Genomic DNA, 18,138 nt, shown 5'->3' with positions numbered 1-18,138 from the left:
CCGGTAGTACCTGCGCCGCCCCCTCCCAGGAGGCGGCGGCATGATCATCTCCCTTCTTCTGCTCGCGGCGGCCTTTCTCCTGATCCTCGCCAACGGCTTCTTCGTGGCCGCCGAGTTCGGACTCGTGACCGTCGAGCGCGCCGAGGCCGAGCGGGCCGCGGCCGCCGGCGACCGGCGCGCCCGCACCGTCGTCACCGCGCTGCGCGAGCTGTCCTTCCAGCTCTCCGGCACCCAGCTCGGCATCACCATCACCTCCCTCGTCGTCGGCATGCTCGCCGAGCCCGCGCTCGCCGGGCTGCTCCACGGGCCGCTCACCGCGACCGGACTGCCCGAAGGGGCCGTCTCCGGGATCTCGGTGGTGATCGGGATGCTCCTCGCCTCCGCCGTCCAGATGGTGGTCGGCGAGCTCGTACCGAAGAACTGGGCGGTCTCCAGGCCGCTCCAGGTGGCCCGCTTCGTCGCCACCCCGCAGCGCCGCTTCTCCGCGCTCTTCCGGCCGGTGATCGCCCTCCTCAACCGGGTCGCCAACCGGCTGGTCCGGCTCCTGGGCGTCGAGCCCACCGAGGAGCTGGACTCCGTCCGCACCCCCGGCGAGCTCGTCTCGCTCGCCCGGCACTCCGCCCTGGCCGGCGCGCTCGAACAGGACACCGCCGACCTCTTCGTCCGGACCCTCTCCCTCGGCGGCCTCACCGCCGAGCAGGTCATGACCCCGCGCGTGAAGGTGAACGCCCTCCAGTGGGACGCCACCGCGGCGGACGTCCTCAACCTCACCCGGGCCACCGGCCTCTCGCGCTTCCCGGTCTACCGCGACCGCATCGACGAGATCGTCGGCATGGTCCACCTCAAGGACGCGCTCGCCGTCGCCCCGCACGCCCGGCTGCGCACCCCCGTCGGCCGGATCGCGGTCCCGCCGCTCCTCGTCCCCGAGTCGCTGCCCGCCCAGGCCCTCCTGGAGCGGCTGCGCAGGGAGCAGCCGATCGCCGTGGTCGTCGACGAGTACGGCGGTACGGCCGGCGTCGTCACCCTGGAGGACATCGTCGAGGAGCTCGTCGGCGAGGTCCGCGACGAGCACGACACCCTCGCCGACGGGCGTCCCGAGCTGGCCGCCGCGCCCGCCGAGGACGGCCGGTCCGTCTGGGACGCCGACGGCTCCTGCCGGGTCCACACCCTGCGCCGGATAGGCCTCGACGTGCCCGACGGTCCGTACGAGACGGTGGCCGGGCTCGTCGCCGACCTCCTCGGGCGCATCCCCGCCCCCGGCGACCGCGTCGAGCTCCCCGGCTGGCGGCTCTCGGTGCGCCAGGTCGACCGCTACCGGGCCGAGCGCGTCCGGCTCGTGCGGACGGGCCCCGACCCGGACCCCCGCCCGGACACGGAGCCGTACGCCGACGCGGTCGCGGTGGACTCCGCCGCCCCGCTGGTCGCGGAGGGCGTCCGATGAACACCCTCCAGCTCCTGCTCGCCCTGGTCCTGGTCCTGGCCAACGGCTTCTTCGTCGGGGCCGAGTTCGCGCTCGTCTCCGTCCGCCGCAGCCAGATCGAACCGCTCGGCGGCGCCCGCGCCCAGAAGGTCCTGCACGGTCTGGAGAACCTGCCGCAGATGATGGCGGCGGCGCAGTTCGGCATCACCGTCTGCTCGCTGACGCTCGGAGCCGTCGCCGAACCGACCGTGGCCGGGCTCCTCGAACCGGTCTTCCACACCGTCGGGGTCCCGGAGGGCCTGATCCATCCGCTCGGCTACGTCATCGCCCTCGCCGCAGTCGTCGTCCTTCACCTCGTCATCGGCGAGATGGTTCCGAAGAACCTGGCGATGGCGGCGCCCGAGCGGACCGCGCTCCTGCTCGCCCCGGGCCTGGTCGGCTTCGCCCGGCTCTGCCGGCCGGTGACGGTCGCGCTGGGCGCCTGCGCCCGGCTCGTCCTGCGGGCGTTCAAGGTCGAGCCGAAGGACGAGGTGGAGGCCGTCTTCACCCGGACGCAGCTCGGCCGGCTCGTCGAGGACGCCGGACAGGCCGGGCTGCTCGACCCGGCCGAGCAGGAGCGCCTGGAGGACGCCCTCGAACTGGGCAGCCGCCCGGTGACGGACGTCCTCATCGCCCCTGCCTCCCTGGTGACCGTCCCGCCGTCCGTCACCCCGCGCGAGATCGAGGAGCTGACCGTACGGACCGGCTACTCGCGCTTCCCGGTCCGCGCCGAGGCGCGCGGCACCTTCATGGGCTTCGTGCACGTGAAGGACGTCCTCGACCTGGAGGAGCGGGAGCGGGCCGTGCCGCACCAGCTGTGGCGGCCGATGGCGACGCTCCGCGCCGAGCTGCCGCTCGACGACGCCCTCACCGTGATGCGCCGCGCCGCCACCCATCTGGCGCAGGTCGCGGACGGCTCGGGCCGGGTCCTCGGGCTGGTCGCCCTGGAGGACGTCCTGGAGATGCTGGTGGGCGAGGTCCGCGACCCCGCCCACCGCGTGATCCCGGCCGCGGCTCCGGCGCCGGCCACCGCCTAGGGGGTGGCCGCCCTGATCCGCCGGACACCGCCTAGTACCCCGGCGGCTCCTGCTGAGGGCCGCGGTCGATCGGACCGCGGCCCGACAGGACCTCGCCGTACGCCTGCATGAGGTCGGCGAGCCGGAGGGTCGCGAGGTCGTCCCGGGTCGGCGTGCCCGGGTAGCCGGAGAGCCGCAGGTCCCGGTAGGCGCAGGACTTCTCGTACAGGGTGCGCAGGAAGCGGCCGTTGCCCAGCTCGTCGATCCAGCCCTGCTCCACGACGTGCCCGCTGATCGAGCCGAGCTCGTCCCGGGCCTCGTCGTCCCAGCCGTCCCCGTTGGCCGCGGCCAGGACCTCGCCGATCGCGGTGAGTTCGAGCGGCCGGTACGAGGGGAAGTCGACCCGCGTGGTGAAGCGGGAGGACAGGCCGGGGTTGGTGGTGAGCAGCCGGTCCATGCCCTCGGGGTAGCCGGCGAGGATGACCACCAGATGGTCGCGGTTGTCCTCGGCCCGCTTGAGGAGGACCTGGAGGGCCTCGTCCCCGTAGGCGTCGCCCTTGCTGTAGCCCGTGTTGGAGAGGGCGTAGGCCTCGTCGACGAAGAGCACCCCGCCGAGCGCCGAGTCGATGAGTTCGTTGGCCTTGACCGCCGTCTGCCCGAGGAACTCGCCGACGAGATCGGCCCGCTGGGCCTCCACGAGGTGGTCGCCGCCGAGCAGCCCGAGGGCGTAGAAGACCCGCCCCAGGATCCGGGCGACCGTCGTCTTCCCGGTGCCGGAGGGGCCGGAGAAGACGAAGTGCCGCTTCGGCGGCTGGACGGGGAGCCCCTGGTCGGCCCGGAGGCGTGCCATCTCCAGCTGGGCGGAGAGCGCCTTGACCTGGCGCTTCACCGGGTCGAGCCCGACCATGCCCTCCAGCTCGGCGAGCGCCTCCGCGAGCAGGACCGGGTCGGTGGGCCCGGCGGGGAAGCGCGGAGGCCCCGGCTGCGAGGGCAGGGGCGTCTTCTGCCGTACGGTCTCGGGCGGAGCCGCGGGAACGATCGGCGGTACGGGCTCGGGCGCGAGCCGCAGCCCGTCGCCGAGCGACCCGGCGTCGGGGTCGGCGCCAGGGGCGGTGTCCACCGTCTCCTGGCCGAGGCCGCCGCCGACGGTGCCGAGGGCGACCGTCGCGAGGCCGGACGGGTCGTCCATGCCGTCGTACCCCTCGAAGCCGTCGTACTCGGCGATCGCCGCGAGCCGGGCGGCCGTGTCCATGAACGCCGGGTCGATCCGGTGCACGGCCCGGTAGAGGGGCAGGGCCGCGGCGCTGCGGCCGGTGCCCTCGTGGGCGCGGGCGAGCCAGTAGCGGAGCTCCTTGCGCTGCGGCTGCTCGCTGCGGCAGCGCATCAGGGAGGCCGAGAGCAGCGGCTCCGCCTGGCCGTACATCTCCAGCCGGACCCGGGCCATGCCGCCGAAGAGGCCCGCCTCGATGCCGAGCAGCGGGTCGTCGACGAGGGTCTCCGTATGGCGGACGAGCTGGTCCCAGTCCTTGACGAGATAGGCGCGGCAGGCGTGGAGGAAGCGGACCTGCGGGTCGGTGTCGACCGGGGGGAGCCCCGCGAGCGCCCGGTCCAGCTCCGGCACGTGGCGTCCGTCGAGCCAGTGGGAGGCGTGGGCGAGCAGCAGGTCGCGCGGGCTCTCCAGAACGGGCTGGACCCACCAGCCCAGCCAGTACCAGGAGTTCAGCGTGCGCCGGTGCCGGGTGCGCTGCTCGCCGAAGCGATCGCGGTTGCGGTACATGCGCAACAGCGCGGTCGTGGTGTCGACCCGGAGCGCGTGCAGCCCGAGCCAGGCGTCCGCCATCCCGGGATCGATCCGTACCGCCGTCCGGAACTCGTCCTCCGCCTGCGGATAGGCGCCCATCGTGTAGGCGTCGACTCCGCGCAGCCAGGCGAGCTCGGCGGGGGCCAGTGAGCCCTGCGTGCCGATGTCCATCGGGTCCCCCACAACCGTCTTCGCATGGACGGGATTTGACCGCACCTGCGGGCATCGTACCTGCGCAGGGGGTGCGCGCTTAAGAAGAAGCGCATGATCCGGAAGCAGTGACCCTGGGTGAGCATCGGGGGTCGTGAAGGGGCTCCGGTGAGGGTGATCGGGGGCAGAACGAAGCCCCCGATCACGGGGGAACAACCGGGGGCTTCGTGTCTGCGGCGGCTCCGAAAAGCCGCACATTGAGAACGTAAGACCTGTACGCCCCTTGGGTCAAGCGGAGTTCAGGCACTTGCGGAAGTGGACTTCGGGCCCCTCAATTCACGGACAGGGAGCCGTCACGGTACGTGATGATCTGGTCCGCGCCCGCTGTCACAGAGGGCCCGGGGAGCCAGTCGTACCCCTCACGACGCTCCCGTACCAGGGTGTCGGCGAAGGGCCGGGAGGGGTCCTCGGCGAAGTGGCGAGTCTCCGCCACCGTCCATCCGTCCCAGAAGTCGGCCTGTTCCGGGCCGTCCCGGTGCCGCCCCCGGACCCAGGACTCCTCGGGCTCCCGCTCCATCCACAGCAGCCACGCCAGGAACGGCCGCACCACCCTCCGGCCCGCGCCGACGCCCTCGACGAGGACGACCGGGGCCGGCGGCAGCGCGCGGGGCTCGCCGAAGCTCCGGCGGTGCCAGTCGTACGGCCGGTAGAGCGCGGTCCCGCCCCGGGCGAGGGGCTCCAGGACCTGCTCCCGCAGCCGGCCGGTCCACGCGAACAGCTCCTCGTGGGTGGCGAGGTCGTCGAGGCGGAGGACGGGGGCGCCGCCGAGGGCGGTGGAGAGACGGGACGCGAGGGTGGACTTGCCGGAGCCCGCGTGGCCGTCGACCGCGACCAGCCGGACCGGTCCGCAGGAGGGCGGGAGCCGGAGCAGGGCGTGTGCCGCGCGGTCGAGGTCGTTCATGGGCCCAGGGTAGGGGAGTGGGGGACCGCCCCAGGTCAGGAAGGTGCCGCCGCCAGTGGTCGAGACCAATATTGGTGCGGCGACGCGAGGCGAAGTGCTGGCGGAGGCCCCGCGCGAGCCGGGATAGTGGGCCCGCGCAGCCCTGTCCGTACGCCCGCCGTTCTCGACTGGGGGTCACCGCCCATGACCAGCTCCACCCCGCGCAGAACCGTCCTAGCCGCGGCTCTCGCGGCCGCCGCGGGAACGGCCGCGGCCACCGCGGTCCCCGCCGCGGCCGCCGACTGCGCCACCGACGCGTGCGTTCCCCCGGCACCGGCCGACGCCGCCGACCGGGGCCACGCCCCGGCGCCCGGGCTCGTCGACAACCGCTTCTGGTCCTCGTACACCGACTGGAGGTGCGGCACCGCGGCCGGAACGAGGGCGATCGCCGGCCACCGGCCCGGCCTGGTCCTCGCCACCCCCGCGGGCCGTACCGAGTACGCCGACCCGCACACGGGCCGGACCTCCGCCTGGGAGTACGCGAGCTGGACCTCGCCCGTCCACACGTCGACCGTGCCCGCCACCGAGGTCATCGCCTCCTGGAACGCCCACACGCCGCCCGGCACCTGGCTCCAGGTCGAGCTCTCCGGCACGTACTCCGACGCCACCGCCACCCCCTGGTACGTGCTGGGGCGCTGGGCCGCCGGCGACGGCGACATCCGGCGCACCTCGGTCGACGGCCAGACCGACGGCAAGAGCACCGTCTGGACCGACACCTTCGCGATCGACGACACGGCGAGCGGCCTGCGGCTGCGCTCGTACCGGCTCCGGCTCACGCTCTACCGCACGCCCGGAAGCGACCTCACGCCGACCGTGTGGCGGCTCGGCGCGATGGCCTCGGACGTCCCGGACCGCTTCACCGTCCCCGCCTCGGAGCCCGGCCCCGCCCACGAGCTGACCGTGCCGCGCTACTCGCAGAACACCCACGTCGGTCAGTACCCCGAGTACGACAACGGCGGCGAGGCCTGGTGCAGCCCGACCTCCTCCCAGATGATCGTCGAATACTGGGGGCGCCGGCCCTCGGCCGACGAGCTGGCCTGGGTGGACCCGGCCTTCGCCGACCCCCAGGTCTGCCACGCGGCCCGCTTCACCTACGACCACCAGTACGAGGGCTGCGGCAACTGGCCCTTCAACGCCGCCTACGCGGCCACGTACCCCGACATGAACGCGGTGGTGACCCGGCTGCGCTCGCTCACCGAGCTCGAATCGCTGGTCCGGGCGGGCATCCCGGCCATAACGTCCCAGTCCTTCCGCAAGGAGGAGCTGACCGGGGCCGGCTACGGCACCTCGGGCCACCTCATGACCGTCGTCGGCTTCACCGCCGACGGCGACGTCGTCGCCAACGACCCCGCCTCGCCGAGCAACGAGGCCGTCCGCCGGGTCTACGCCCGGCGCGAGTGGGAGAACATCTGGCTGCGTACCAAGCGGTACAACGCCAGTGGGCGCGTGGTCTCCGGCACAGGAGGGGTCTGCTACCTCTACTTCCCGGACCGGCCGTCGCCCGCCCAGCGCAAGGCCCTCGCGGCCCTCGGCATCGCCTGACCCGGCCGGGCGGTCCCGGGGGACGTGACCGACGTCTCTACCCCGGGGCCGTCCCCGTGCCGCACTGTGGTCGCCATGACCGCAACCACCTCCGCACGCCTCCTCTCCCGCGCCCGCACGGGCGGTCCGAAGGACGGCGACGGCCCCAAGATCCTGGAGCACGTCCTCGGCTGGACCCTGGTCGTCGTGCTCGCCGTGTTCGTCACCCGGGCGGGCCTCATGTGACGGCGCCCGTGTGATGCCCCGGGACGGAACGGGCATACTCCCCGCGACCCCGTGCGCGCCCGCTCGCGCCGCCCCGCAGGGAGGAGCACCCGGCCATGCCCGAAAGCCCCGCGGACGGCGTGGAACGCCGACTGCCCACCGACGAGGGCCGGGAGCTGCTCGCCCTGGTCCGCGACATCGCCCGGCGGGAGATCGCCCCGCGCGCCGCGGAGGAGGAAGCCGCCGGGGTGTTCCCCCGCGAGCTGTTCGCGCTGCTCTCCCGGTCGGGACTGCTCGGACTCCCCTACGCCCCGGCGTACGGCGGGGGAGGCCAGCCGTACGAGGTCTACCTCCAGGTCCTGGAGGAGCTCGCCGCCGCCCGCCTGACCGTGGGCCTCGGCGTCAGCGTCCACACGCTCTCCTGCCACGCCCTCGCGGGCTTCGGCACCGAGGAGCAGCGGGCCGAGCACCTGCCGGCGATGCTGGGCGGCGGCCTCCTCGGCGCGTACTGCCTCTCCGAACCCTCCGCCGGCTCGGACGCGGCGGCGCTGCGGACCCGGGCCGTCCGGGACGGAGACTCCTGGACGATCGACGGCACCAAGGCCTGGATCACCCACGGCGGCATCGCGGACTTCTGCACGGTCATGGCCCGCACCGGGGGTCCGGGGGCGCGCGGCATCACCGCCTTCCTGGTGCCGGGGGACGCCGAGGGGCTGAGCGCGGCCCCGCCCGAGCGGAAGATGGGCATGAAGGGCTCGCCCACCGCCCAGCTGCACTTCGACGGGGTACGGGTCCCCGACGCGCGGCGCCTCGGTGCGGAGGGGCAGGGCTTCCCGATCGCCCTCGCCGCCCTGGACTCGGGCCGGCTCGGCATCGCCGCCTGCGCGGTCGGGCTCGGCCAGGCGGCGCTCGACGAGGCCGTCGCGTACGCGCGGGAGCGCCGGCAGTTCGGGCGGCCGATCGCCGACTTCCAGGGGCTCCGCTTCCTGCTCGCCGACATGGCGACCCTGGTCGAGGCGGGCCGGGCGCTCTACCTGGAGGCGGCGCGGCTCCGGGACGAGGGGCGGGAGTTCGGACGGTCGGCGGCGATGGCGAAGCTCTTCTGCACGGACGCCGCCATGCGGGTCACGACGGACGCGGTGCAGGTGCTCGGCGGATACGGATACACCGCGGACTTCCCCGTGGAGCGGTATCTGCGGGAGGCGAAGATGCTGCAGATCGTCGAGGGGACCAATCAGATCCAGCGGGTGGTCATCGCGCGTCACCTTGTCGGACCAGAGTCCCGCTGACGCGTACGGTGCGGCCCGCCCAGACGGGACCCGCGGCGAGCCGGTTCCACTCCTGGTCGCGGCGGCCCGGGAGGGTGCGGCCCTGGCTGGCCCAGAGGCTGAGGACGTCCTGGTAGATGGGCGGGTCGGGGAGGACCTGGACCGGCACCGGGGCCGGGACCGGCACGGGGGCGGGGGCGGCGGGGGTGGAGGGAGCGGGGACAGCGACGGGGAGGGGGAGAGGCGCGGGGGCGGGTGCCTGCGGCGGCACCGGAGCCTTCCGGGGAACCGATTCTTCAGCATGCGGTTCGGCCTGCCGGTGCCGACCGTAGCCGCTGGGAGTCGTGTGCAGCGTGGTCATGCCCGGACCAACGCGCCCCGGCCGCCGGGGTCACCCCCGAACGGATTCGAGCGGCAGTTCGCCCGGTACCCGGTGCGCGACTCTGGCCCCCCGGCATTTACCTGACGTACCGTCAGCTCTCATCGCGGAAGCACCCGCCGACGCGGAACCACCCGCCGATCAGGAGGACAGCCATGTCGGTGAAGCGGCACGTCGACGACCGGCCCGTCGCGCTCGACGAGTACCCCGTGCACCAGGCCCCGCTCTCGATGAAGCACCACGTCAGCGGCGACCGCAACGCCTACGACCGCTGCATCTTCCATGTCTTCGACCACCAGGGCCGGGCCCTGCTCATCGCCGGCCTCGGCGTCTACCCGAACACCGGCGTCATCGACGCCTACGCCACCCTGCGCACCGGCGACCGGCTGCACGCCGTCCGCGCCTCCGACGCCCTCGGCGACGACCGGACGAACCTCTCCGTCGGCCCCCTCACCATCACGGTCGACGAGCCCCTCAAGCGCCTCTCCCTGCGCTGCGAGGCCGACGCCGACGACCCCGAGGGGCTCTCCTTCGACCTCACCTGGACCGGCGACTTCCCCACCGTCTGGGAGCCCCACCACACTCAGCGCCACGGCGGCCGCCTCACCCTCGAAGGGCGCCGCTTCGTCCAGGCCGGGCACTGCGCGGGCACCATCAGGGCCGGCGGCGAGGAGTTCACGGTCACGGCGGGGGAGTGGACCGGAACCCGCGACCGCAGCTGGGGAGTCCGCCCGATACCCGGCGAAGAACCCGGCCGCGCCGCCGAGTTCCGCCCCGAGGGCTTCCACTGGCTCTGGATCCCGATGCGCTTCGAGGACCGCTTCCTCATGGTCATCGCCCAGGAGGACGCCGACGGCTACCGCACCCTCAACGAGGCCCTGCTCGTACGGAACGGCCACCGCGACACCCAACTCGGCTGGCCCCGCACCGACATCACGTACCGCCCGGGCACCCGCCACCCCGAACGGGCCGTCGTCCATCTCGCCGACCCGGCCGGGAAACCCCTGGAGATCGGCGTCGAGATCCTCGCCTCCTCGCCGCTGGCCGTCGGCGCGGGATACCCGCCCGCCACCGACTGGCAGCACGGCACCTGGCAGGGCCGCGGCTGGACCGACCGGCGCGTCTACGACCTCACCGACCCGTCCGCGCACCCCATGGCCGCCTACGGCGTCACCGACCACGCCGCCCGCTTCACCCTCGACGGCCACACCGGGTACGGCATCTTCGAACACGGCTCCTTCGGCCGCCACGACCCCAGCGGCTTCACCGCCTAGTCCGAAGTACGTCGACCCCCGGGGCCGGCGAACCGAGCCCCAAGACAAAGAGGAGGCTCCTCTTGGCCACCGCACCCCGTCCCCGCACCACCACCCGCGACCCCGAGGAGCTCGGGCGGCGGCTCACCGGCTGGCTGGACCGGCACCTGCCCGGCGCCCGCGTCTCCGGCCTCGCCGTGCCCGGGTCCAACGGCATGTCCAGCGAGACCCTGCTCTTCGACCTGGACCACCCCGACGCCCCCGTGCGCGGCTGCGCCCTGCGGCTGGCCGCCGACCCCGCCGCGTACACCGTCTTCCCCGTCTACGACATGGCCCGCCAGCACCGCGTGATGTCCCTGGTCGGCGAGCACACCGACGTCCCCGTCCCGCGCGTGCTCTGGCTGGAGGAGGACCCGGGGCCGCTCGGCGCCCCCTTCTTCGTGATGGCCCGCGCCGAGGGCCGGGTGCCGCCGGACGTCATGCCGTACACGTACGAGGGGAACTGGCTGCACGCCGCCACCGACGCCGAACGCGCCCTCCTGGAGGACGCGTCCGTCTCCGTACTGGCCCGGCTGCACGACCAGTTCCCGGCGAAGGAGGCCGAGTTCCTGCTGCCGGACGGTACGGGCACTCCACTGCGCCGCCACGTCGACGCCCAACGCGCCTACTACGCCTGGGTGGTGGAGGGACTGGCCCCCTCGCCGCTCATCGAGTCGGCCTTCGACTGGCTGGAGGCGCACTGGCCGGCCGACGAGGGGCCGGCCGTCCTCGGCTGGGGCGACGCCCGCATCGGGAACATCGTCTACGACGGGTTCACGCCCGCCGCCGTCCTCGACTGGGAGATGGCGTCCTGCGTCCCGCGCGAGGTCGACCTCGGCTGGACGGTCTACCTCCACCGCTTCTTCCAGGACCTCACGGTCTCCTTCGGCCAGCCCGGCCTGCCCGGCTTCCTGCGCCGCGACGCGATCGAGCGGCGGTACGCGGAACTGACCGGGCACACCCCGCGCGACATGGAGTTCCACACCCTCTACGCGGCGCTGCGGCACGCGATCGTGATGCTCAGGATCGCGTACCGGCAGGCTCACTTCGGAGAGGTGGAGGTGCCCGGAAACCCGGACGGCCTGATCCTGCACCACGCCACGCTCGCGGCGATGGTGCGGGGAAGCTATTGGTGAGACGGGTGCCCCGAGGGGACAGCCCCTAGGCGGCGCGCCGCATCTGGGGCACCCGCAGCGGACGCGAGCCCGGACCGCCGACGTGCGAGAAGGGCTGCGTCCGCCAGTCGAGACCCTGGGGAAGCGTCAGGAGCAGCGCGGTGTCCTGCTCCTGGACCTCCAGGGTGTCGTCGGCCGGACGCGCCGCGGAGGCCGCGAGCCCCGTCCCCGGGCAGACCGTCAGGACGAAGGGGTTCCACGGCGTGGGGCAGAGGGCGTGCTCCGGCAGCACGTCCTCGTCGGCGAGCAGCGCGATCGGCTGCACGCACTCCGGGCAGACGACCCGGAACATCTCAAAGGTGTCGTACGCGTCGAGCTCGTCGAACGTGTCGACGGATTCAACAGGATCCTGCATGGAGAATCTCCCCCTCGGGTGCGTCGGCCGGGTCGGTGACGGCCTCGACCACAGCAAGCACTTCCCATACGGAACTCCGCATAACCGTGAGGCGGCGCGTCGGGCCCGGCGCAAACCTGTGGCGTTCGTCACATGCCCGGCGCAGGTGCCCCGTGACAGCCCATAGCGCCCTATACGGGTCGCCCTCGGTTGTCCCCGGACACCTGCGGCGCACTAGGGTCACCGCATGGAGGAGCTGGATCGTCAGATCGTCGAGTTGCTCGTCAAGGACGGGCGCATGAGCTACACCGACCTGGGCAAGGCCACGGGCCTGTCCACCTCGGCTGTGCATCAGCGCGTCCGCCGGCTCGAGCAGCGCGGTGTCATCCGCGGCTATGCCGCCGTCGTCGACCCGGAGGCCGTGGGCCTGCCGCTCACCGCCTTCATCTCGGTCAAACCCTTCGACCCGAGCGCCCCCGACGACACCCCCGACCGGCTCGCCGACATCCCGGAGATCGAGGCCTGCCACAGCGTCGCGGGCGACGAGAACTACATCCTCAAGGTCCGGGTCGCCACGCCGCTGGAGCTGGAACACCTGCTCAGCCGCATCCGCTCGCAGGCCGGGGTCTCCAGCCGGACGACCGTCGTCCTGTCCACCCCGTACGAGGCCCGGCCGCCGCGCGTCTGACCGCGCGTCCGGCGGGCGACGGGGGACCTGCCGGACAAACCGGGTCCCCGCAGGTCCTAGCCTGGTCGCATGAGTGAGTCCATGTCCGCGGGATCCGCGGCGTCCGAGACGTCCGCCTCCGCCGCCGAACACCGCACCGTGCTGCTGCGCGGCGGGGAAGTCCACAGCCCCGCCGATCCCTTCGCCACCGCCATGGTGGTGGAGCGCGGGCACGTCGCCTGGGTGGGCTCGGAGGGCGCGGCCGACGCCTTCGCCTCCGGCGTGGACGACGTGGTCGACCTGGAGGGCGCGCTCGTCACCCCGGCGTTCGTCGACGCGCACGTGCACACCACGGCGACCGGCTTCGCCCTCACCGGGCTCGACCTGTCCGCCGCCGCCTCGCTCGCCGAGGCGGCGGAGCTGATCCGCGCCCACGCCGCCGCCCGCCCTGCGGACCGCATCCTCATCGGCCACGGCTGGGACGCCTCCCGCTGGCCCGAGCGCCGCGCGCTCACCCGCGCCGAGCTCGACGGGCTCACCGGCGGCCGTCCGCTCTACCTGACCCGGATCGACGTCCACTCGGCCGTCGTCACGACGGCCCTGCTCGACCTCGTCCCCGGCGTCCGCGACCTGGACGGTTTCCACGACGGACAGCGGCCGCTCACGGGTGACGCACATCACGCCGTCCGCGCCGCCGCCTTCGCCGCCGTCTCCCCGGCGCAGCGCACGGAGGCGCAGCGCGCCGCCCGGAGCCACGCCGCCTCCCTCGGCATCGGCACCCTGCACGAGTGCGGCGGCCCGCAGATCTCCTCCGAGGAGGACTTCACCGGCCTCCTGGACCTGGCCCGCACCGAGGCCGGGCCCCGGGTCGTGGGCTACTGGGCGGACCTCGACATCGAGCGGGCGCGCGCGCTGGGCGCCCTCGGCGCGGCCGGCGACCTCTTCGCCGACGGCTCCCTCGGCTCCCACACCGCCTGCCTCCACGAGCCGTACGCGGACCACGCGGCCCACGCCGGCACCGCCCCCACGGGGGCCGCCCATCTGGACGCGCCCACCGTCGCCGCCCATGTCGTGGCCTGCACCGAGGCAGGGCTCCAGGCCGGCTTCCACGCCATCGGGGACGCCGCCCTCACCGCCGTGGTCGAAGGCGTCCGCGCCGCCGCGGAGAAGCTCGGCCTCGCCCGGATCCGGGCCGCCCGGCACCGCGTCGAGCACGCCGAGATGCTCACCCCCGAGACCGTCGCCGCCTTCGCCGAGCTGGGCCTCACCGCCTCGGTCCAGCCCGCCTTCGACGCGCTCTGGGGAGGCGAGGAGGGCATGTACGCCGACCGCCTCGGCGTCGAGCGGGCCCGGACCCTCAACCCGTACGCGGCGCTGCTGCGCGCCGGTGTGCCGCTGGCCTTCGGCTCCGACAGCCCGGTCACCCCGCTCGACCCGTGGGGCACCGTCCGGGCCGCCGCCTTCCACCGCACCCCCGAGCACCGGATCTCCGTCCGGGCCGCCTTCACCGCCCACACGCGGGGCGGCTGGCGGGCCGTGGGCCGCGACGACGCCGGGACGCTCGTCCCCGGCGCCCCGGCCGACTATGCGGTCTGGCGCACCGGCGAGCTCCTCGTCCAGGCGCCCGACGACCGGGTGGCCCGCTGGTCCACCGACCCCCGCTCCGGGACGCCCGGTCTGCCCGATCTGACGCCCGGCGCGGACCTCCCCGTCTGCCTGCGCACAGTGGTGTACGGACAGACGGTGTTCGTACGGCCGAACGAGTGATGTAGGGATATTTCCGCCCACGGATCACCGCCCCGCACGCTTGTCCCCGACCTGCGGATCTTCCCCTCCGGCCTGGCCTTTCAGGGAATCTCCGCAGGTCAAGCGGGTGTTGACAGCCGACGGGCGGGGGCGGGTAGGTTCTCCGCGTCCACCACAGGACGTCCGACCGTTTGAAACCGCCCCGCGGTTCGCCGACCGCCGCCCGCGCCTCGGCCGCGAGGGAAGGTTTCTCCGGCGGAAGGTGCGACCCGGGTGGGGCCCGGACGTTCAGTAGACAACGGCTCTCGGTCGACCCGCAGCCAGCGGATCCCAGGTCGGACCGAAGGACGTCGGGCCCCGCACCGCACGGCAACCGCCCCCTTATGTCCCGTAACCGCGCAACCACCGCGCCGGAGCACTCCGAGGACCTCGCTATGGTGGGGTCCTGTGTTTGTATCCGAAGGGGCAGTAGTGAACGACGGTGGCCAGAGGCGTTACGGCCCGCTCGGCAAGGCCTTGGTGATCATTCCGACCTACAACGAGGCGGAGAACATCAAGCCGATCGTCGCGCGGGTGCGGGAGGCCGTACCCGAGGCGCACGTTCTCGTCGCCGACGACAACAGCCCTGACGGTACGGGCAAGTTCGCGGACGAGATCGCCTCCGAGGACGATCACGTCCACGTCCTGCACCGGAAGGGCAAGGAGGGGCTCGGCGCCGCCTACCTCGCCGGCTTCCGCTGGGGCATCGAGCACGGCTACGGCGTCCTCGTCGAGATGGACGCGGACGGCTCGCACCAGCCCGAGGAGCTGCCGCGGCTGCTCACCGCGCTCAAGGGCGCGGACCTGGTCCTCGGCTCCCGCTGGGTGCCGGGCGGCCGGATCGTGAACTGGCCGAAGTCCCGCGAGTTCATCTCCCGGGGCGGCAGCCTCTACTCCCGCGTGATGCTCGACGTGCCGATCCGCGACGTCACCGGCGGCTACCGGGCCTTCCGCAAGGAGACCCTGGAGGGCCTGGGCCTGGAGGACGTGGCCTCGGCGGGCTACTGCTTCCAGGTCGACCTGGCCCGTCGCGCGGTCGCCGCGGGCTTCCACGTCGTCGAGGTCCCGATCACCTTCGTCGAGCGCGAGATCGGCGACTCCAAGATGAGCCGGAACATCGTCGTCGAGGCGCTGTGGCGGGTCACCGGCTGGGGTCTGACGGCGCGGGCGGAGAAGGTCGGCCGACTGCTCGGCCGCAAGTCCTCCTGACCGCTCCCTGACGCCTCCGCGGGAGGCCTGCCCCCGTCGCGCGTACTGATCCTTTCTTTACGACGTTCCGGCGGGGTGCCAGGCACACTGGGGACCATGACGACCGGCGCACCGCCTCCCCTCGCCCCCAAGCGCTCCCGCGCACGCACGTTTCTTCCCCTCGCCGTCGCCGCCTGGCTGGTCCTGGAGATCTGGCTGCTCACGGTGGTGGCGAACGCGACGGGCGCGCTGACCGTGCTCGCCCTGCTCGTCGGTGGCGCCGTACTCGGCGCCACCGTGGTGAAGCGGGCGGGCCGGCGCGCCTTCCGGAACCTGACCACGACCTTCCAGCAGGCCCAGGCGGCGGCGCAGGCCGGCGAGGCGCCCTCGCCGGACGCGCGGACCGGCGCGGAGGACCGCAACGGCTTCCTGATGCTCGGCGGCCTGCTCCTGATGATCCCCGGCCTCGTCTCGGACGCGGCCGGACTCCTGCTGCTGATCCCGCAGGTCCGTTCGTTCCTCGGGCGGTACGCGGAGAAGGCCGTCGAGCGCCGTATGACCGCCGCACCTCCCGGCAGCCTCCAGGACGCCTTCCAGCAGGCGCGCATCCACCGCCCGGACGGAAAGGTCGTCCAGGGCGAGGTCGTCCGCGAGGACGCGAACCAGGGCCCCCGTCGGCCCGAGGAACCGCGCCCGCCCCTGATGCCCTGACCCACGCCGTACTCCGCGCATCCCTCCGGGGGTGCGCGGATGCCCTCTTCTCTGGGGTTCTCCGGGGTGCGGTGTGTACGCGAAAACGCCGCGGGGCCCGGTACGCGATGTGTGTACCGGGCCCCGCGGCGTTGTTCGTCCGGGTTACCGCTAGGCGGACTTCCGGCTGTCGCGCGGATGCACGGCGATGTTCATGGCGCCGGAGCGCAGGACGGCCAGCCTTTCGGCAAGGACCTCCTCCAACTCCTCGCGCGTGCGACGCTCCATGAGCATGTCCCAGTGCGTACGCGCAGGCTTGCCCTTCTTCTCCTCAGGTCCGTCCCCGTCCACCAGGAGTGCCTGGATTCCGCAGACCTTGCACTCCCACTCCGGCGGAATTTCCGCTTCCACCGAGAAGGGCATCTCAAAACGATGGCCCTTCTCGCATGCGTACTCCACGGCCTGGCGCGGGGCCAGATCGATGCCGCGGTCGGTCTCGTAGCTGGTCACCACGAGGCGCGTGCCGCGAAGAGCTCGCTCACTCATGAATCGTGCCTCCCGGGCTTGTCGCCCACAGGACAGGTGTCGCTGTCGTCGTTATCCGGTCAACGTCCGGTCGGCGGTAAAGATTCCCGTGCCGGGTCATGCGTCGCCCGTCGTGCCGCCCCTTGTTGTACCCACCAGTGCCCGTTTTGTCACATCTGACGGCAGATGTAACTCACTGTCTTCACCAAAGCAGCACGCAGTAACGGTCCGCCTGGCAGGCCAAAGGCGTACACTACCGGCCTTTCACTTCCGCGTCTAAATTCGTTCCGGCAGCGGGTTGCCCGCCTCCTCCACCGCGCGTCGCACCGGGACCCGGGCGAGCAGGGCGAAACCGACGACGAAGAAGATCACGAGAGAGATGATGGCATCCCGATAGCTTCCGGTCAGCTGATACGCGAGACCGAACACAAGTGGACCCAGCCAGCTCAGTCCCCGATCGCTCATCTCGTAGGCCGAGAAGTACTCCGCCTCCTTGCCGCGCGGCACCAGATGCGAGAACAGCGAGCGCGACAGGGCCTGGCTGCCGCCGAGGACCAGGCCGATCGCGGCCGCCAGACAGTAGAAGAACACGGGCGCGTCGGCCGGCAGGAAGTAGCCCGCCGCGAGGATCAGCGTCCAGACCGCGAGCGAGCCGAGAATCGTCCGCTTGGCACCGTGCGTCCGGGCGAGTCGCCCCATCCCCAGGGCGCCCGCCACCGCGAGCACCTGGACCAGCAGCACCGCCGTGATCAGGGTCGTCTGGTCGAGGCCCAGCTCCTCCGAGCCGAACACCGAGGCCTGCGAGATCACCGTCTGCACGCCGTCGTTGTAGACCAGATAGGCGAGCAGGAAGGAGAGCGTCAGCGGATGCCGGCGCATGTCCTTGAGGGTCGCCCGCAGCTGGCCCCAGCCGCTGCCGACCGCGCCCGCCCGCTCGGCGCCCGCGCGGACGTGCCGGTCGCGCAGCCGCCGCAGCGGGATGATCGTGAAGGCGCCCCACCACAGACCGGCCGAGGCGAGACAGATCCGGATCGCCTCGCCCTCGGTGAGGCCGAACGAGTCGTGCCCGGAGTACAGGACCAGGTTCAGGACCAGGACCAGCGCGCCGGACGTGTAACCGAAGGCCCAGCCGCGCGAGGAGACCGCGTCCCGCTCGTCCGGCTCCGCGATCTGCGGCAGATAGGCGTTGTAGAGCACCATCGACACCGCGAGCGAGGCGTTCGCCACGATCAGCAGGAACGTGCCGAGGAGGTAGCGCTCGCCAGCGAGGAAGAACATCCCCGCCGTGGCCGCAGCGCCCAGGTACGCCGCCGCCGCGAGCAGCGGCTTCTTCCGGCCCGTACGGTCCGCCACCGCGCCCACCAGCGGCATCACCAGGACCGCGACGATGATCGAGGCCGACACGGCGTACGCGAAGAGCGAGCCGGCCCGCACGGGTATCCCGAGCGGGTGCACGAAGCCCTCGGCGTCGGACGCCGCCCGCGCCACCGAGGTCAGGTACGGGCCGAGGAAGACGGTCACGACGCTCGTCGAGTACACCGAGCACGCGAAGTCGTAGAAGTACCAGCCGCGCTGCTCGCGCCGCCGCTCGGCGGCACCGGTGGCGTACTCCTCCGGTTCGGTGGTGTCTGCGGTCAAGGCCGCGCCCCCTCGCTCGTCCCCG

17 protein-coding genes are annotated in these 18,138 nt (G+C 73.0%); 11 read left to right on the top strand and 6 right to left on the bottom strand.

Annotated features, from left to right (window positions below; genetic code table 11):
• Nucleotides 1-40: 40 nt before the first annotated feature.
• On the top strand, nucleotides 41-1,441 hold the full coding sequence (locus ACZ6K0_RS24135) for a hemolysin family protein (RefSeq protein ID WP_376410410.1): 1,401 nt from the start codon (nucleotides 41-43) through the stop codon (nucleotides 1,439-1,441).
• Nucleotides 1,438-2,496: a hemolysin family protein gene (locus tag ACZ6K0_RS24130; protein WP_469235543.1), complete on the top strand. Its 1,059-nt coding sequence runs from the start codon at nucleotides 1,438-1,440 to the stop codon at nucleotides 2,494-2,496. Before ACZ6K0_RS24135 ends, ACZ6K0_RS24130 begins: the two co-directional genes overlap by 4 nt.
• A gap of 31 nt (nucleotides 2,497-2,527) precedes the next feature.
• Here the strand turns inward: ACZ6K0_RS24130 and ACZ6K0_RS24125 are convergent, their stop codons facing one another.
• Nucleotides 2,528-4,447, bottom strand: coding sequence for an AAA family ATPase (locus ACZ6K0_RS24125; protein WP_376410415.1), 1,920 nt, complete (start codon nucleotides 4,445-4,447; stop codon nucleotides 2,528-2,530).
• Nucleotides 4,448-4,757: 310 nt separating this feature from the next.
• Entirely contained in the window at nucleotides 4,758-5,387 is a 630-nt protein-coding gene (locus ACZ6K0_RS24120) for a uridine kinase family protein (protein WP_469235541.1), read from the bottom strand.
• A gap of 183 nt (nucleotides 5,388-5,570) precedes the next feature.
• On the opposite strand from ACZ6K0_RS24120, the gene ACZ6K0_RS24115 reads away from it, so the two are divergent.
• From ACZ6K0_RS24115 to ACZ6K0_RS24105, 3 genes are all read left to right on the top strand, one after another.
• Nucleotides 5,571-6,968 carry a peptidase C39 family protein gene (locus tag ACZ6K0_RS24115; protein WP_376410421.1) on the top strand — a complete coding sequence of 466 codons (1,398 nt, stop codon included), beginning with the start codon at nucleotides 5,571-5,573 and terminating at the stop codon, nucleotides 6,966-6,968.
• A gap of 75 nt (nucleotides 6,969-7,043) precedes the next feature.
• Nucleotides 7,044-7,193 (top strand): SCO1431 family membrane protein, encoded by a 150-nt coding sequence (locus tag ACZ6K0_RS24110; protein WP_469235538.1) that lies wholly within the window; start codon nucleotides 7,044-7,046, stop codon nucleotides 7,191-7,193.
• Nucleotides 7,194-7,288: 95 nt separating this feature from the next.
• A complete protein-coding gene (locus ACZ6K0_RS24105; RefSeq protein ID WP_376410426.1) occupies nucleotides 7,289-8,461 on the top strand; it encodes an acyl-CoA dehydrogenase family protein in 1,173 nt (390 codons plus the stop codon).
• Here the strand turns inward: ACZ6K0_RS24105 and ACZ6K0_RS24100 are convergent.
• Entirely contained in the window at nucleotides 8,424-8,801 is a 378-nt protein-coding gene (locus tag ACZ6K0_RS24100) for a hypothetical protein (RefSeq protein ID WP_469235536.1), read from the bottom strand. The two genes, ACZ6K0_RS24105 and ACZ6K0_RS24100, sit on opposite strands and share 38 nt — an antisense overlap.
• 173 nt (nucleotides 8,802-8,974) lie before the next feature.
• Between ACZ6K0_RS24100 and ACZ6K0_RS24095 the strand changes: the two genes are divergently transcribed.
• Nucleotides 8,975-10,093, top strand: a complete 1,119-nt coding sequence (locus tag ACZ6K0_RS24095) for an Rv3169 family protein (protein WP_469235534.1) — start codon at nucleotides 8,975-8,977, stop codon at nucleotides 10,091-10,093.
• Nucleotides 10,094-10,155: 62 nt separating this feature from the next.
• The gene (locus ACZ6K0_RS24090; protein ID WP_376410435.1) at nucleotides 10,156-11,247 is read left to right on the top strand and encodes a phosphotransferase family protein; all 1,092 of its coding nucleotides are present in this window, start codon (nucleotides 10,156-10,158) and stop codon (nucleotides 11,245-11,247) included.
• A 25-nt stretch (nucleotides 11,248-11,272) separates the two neighbouring features.
• Here ACZ6K0_RS24090 and ACZ6K0_RS24085 read toward each other — a convergent pair whose 3' ends face one another.
• Nucleotides 11,273-11,641, bottom strand: a complete 369-nt coding sequence (locus tag ACZ6K0_RS24085; protein ID WP_376410438.1) for a hypothetical protein — start codon at nucleotides 11,639-11,641, stop codon at nucleotides 11,273-11,275.
• Between the two features lie 226 nt (nucleotides 11,642-11,867).
• On the opposite strand from ACZ6K0_RS24085, the gene ACZ6K0_RS24080 reads away from it, so the two are divergent.
• The 4 genes from ACZ6K0_RS24080 (at nucleotide 11,868) to fxsA (ending at nucleotide 15,971) form a co-directional block, all read left to right on the top strand.
• Nucleotides 11,868-12,308, top strand: a complete 441-nt coding sequence (locus tag ACZ6K0_RS24080) for an Lrp/AsnC family transcriptional regulator (protein ID WP_015032222.1) — start codon at nucleotides 11,868-11,870, stop codon at nucleotides 12,306-12,308.
• Nucleotides 12,309-12,389: 81 nt separating this feature from the next.
• Nucleotides 12,390-14,054, top strand: coding sequence for an amidohydrolase (locus ACZ6K0_RS24075; protein ID WP_469235610.1), 1,665 nt, complete (start codon nucleotides 12,390-12,392; stop codon nucleotides 14,052-14,054).
• A gap of 450 nt (nucleotides 14,055-14,504) precedes the next feature.
• Nucleotides 14,505-15,281: a polyprenol monophosphomannose synthase gene (locus tag ACZ6K0_RS24070; RefSeq protein ID WP_024760804.1), complete on the top strand. Its 777-nt coding sequence runs from the start codon at nucleotides 14,505-14,507 to the stop codon at nucleotides 15,279-15,281.
• 96 nt (nucleotides 15,282-15,377) lie between these two features.
• Nucleotides 15,378-15,971: an FxsA family membrane protein gene (gene fxsA, locus ACZ6K0_RS24065; protein WP_376410442.1), complete on the top strand. Its 594-nt coding sequence runs from the start codon at nucleotides 15,378-15,380 to the stop codon at nucleotides 15,969-15,971.
• Between the two features lie 150 nt (nucleotides 15,972-16,121).
• Here the strand turns inward: fxsA and ACZ6K0_RS24060 are convergent, their stop codons facing one another.
• Together ACZ6K0_RS24060 and ACZ6K0_RS24055 are read right to left on the bottom strand one after the other, a co-directional pair.
• Nucleotides 16,122-16,496 (bottom strand): RNA polymerase-binding protein RbpA, encoded by a 375-nt coding sequence (locus tag ACZ6K0_RS24060; RefSeq protein WP_015032218.1) that lies wholly within the window; start codon nucleotides 16,494-16,496, stop codon nucleotides 16,122-16,124.
• Between the two features lie 255 nt (nucleotides 16,497-16,751).
• Nucleotides 16,752-18,113 (bottom strand): MFS transporter, encoded by a 1,362-nt coding sequence (locus ACZ6K0_RS24055; RefSeq protein WP_469235530.1) that lies wholly within the window; start codon nucleotides 18,111-18,113, stop codon nucleotides 16,752-16,754.
• Nucleotides 18,114-18,138 lie beyond the last annotated feature (25 nt).

The organism is Streptomyces sp. NPDC042346 (genome assembly GCF_055581845.1).
This window is presented reverse-complemented; position numbering and strand designations above follow the sequence as displayed.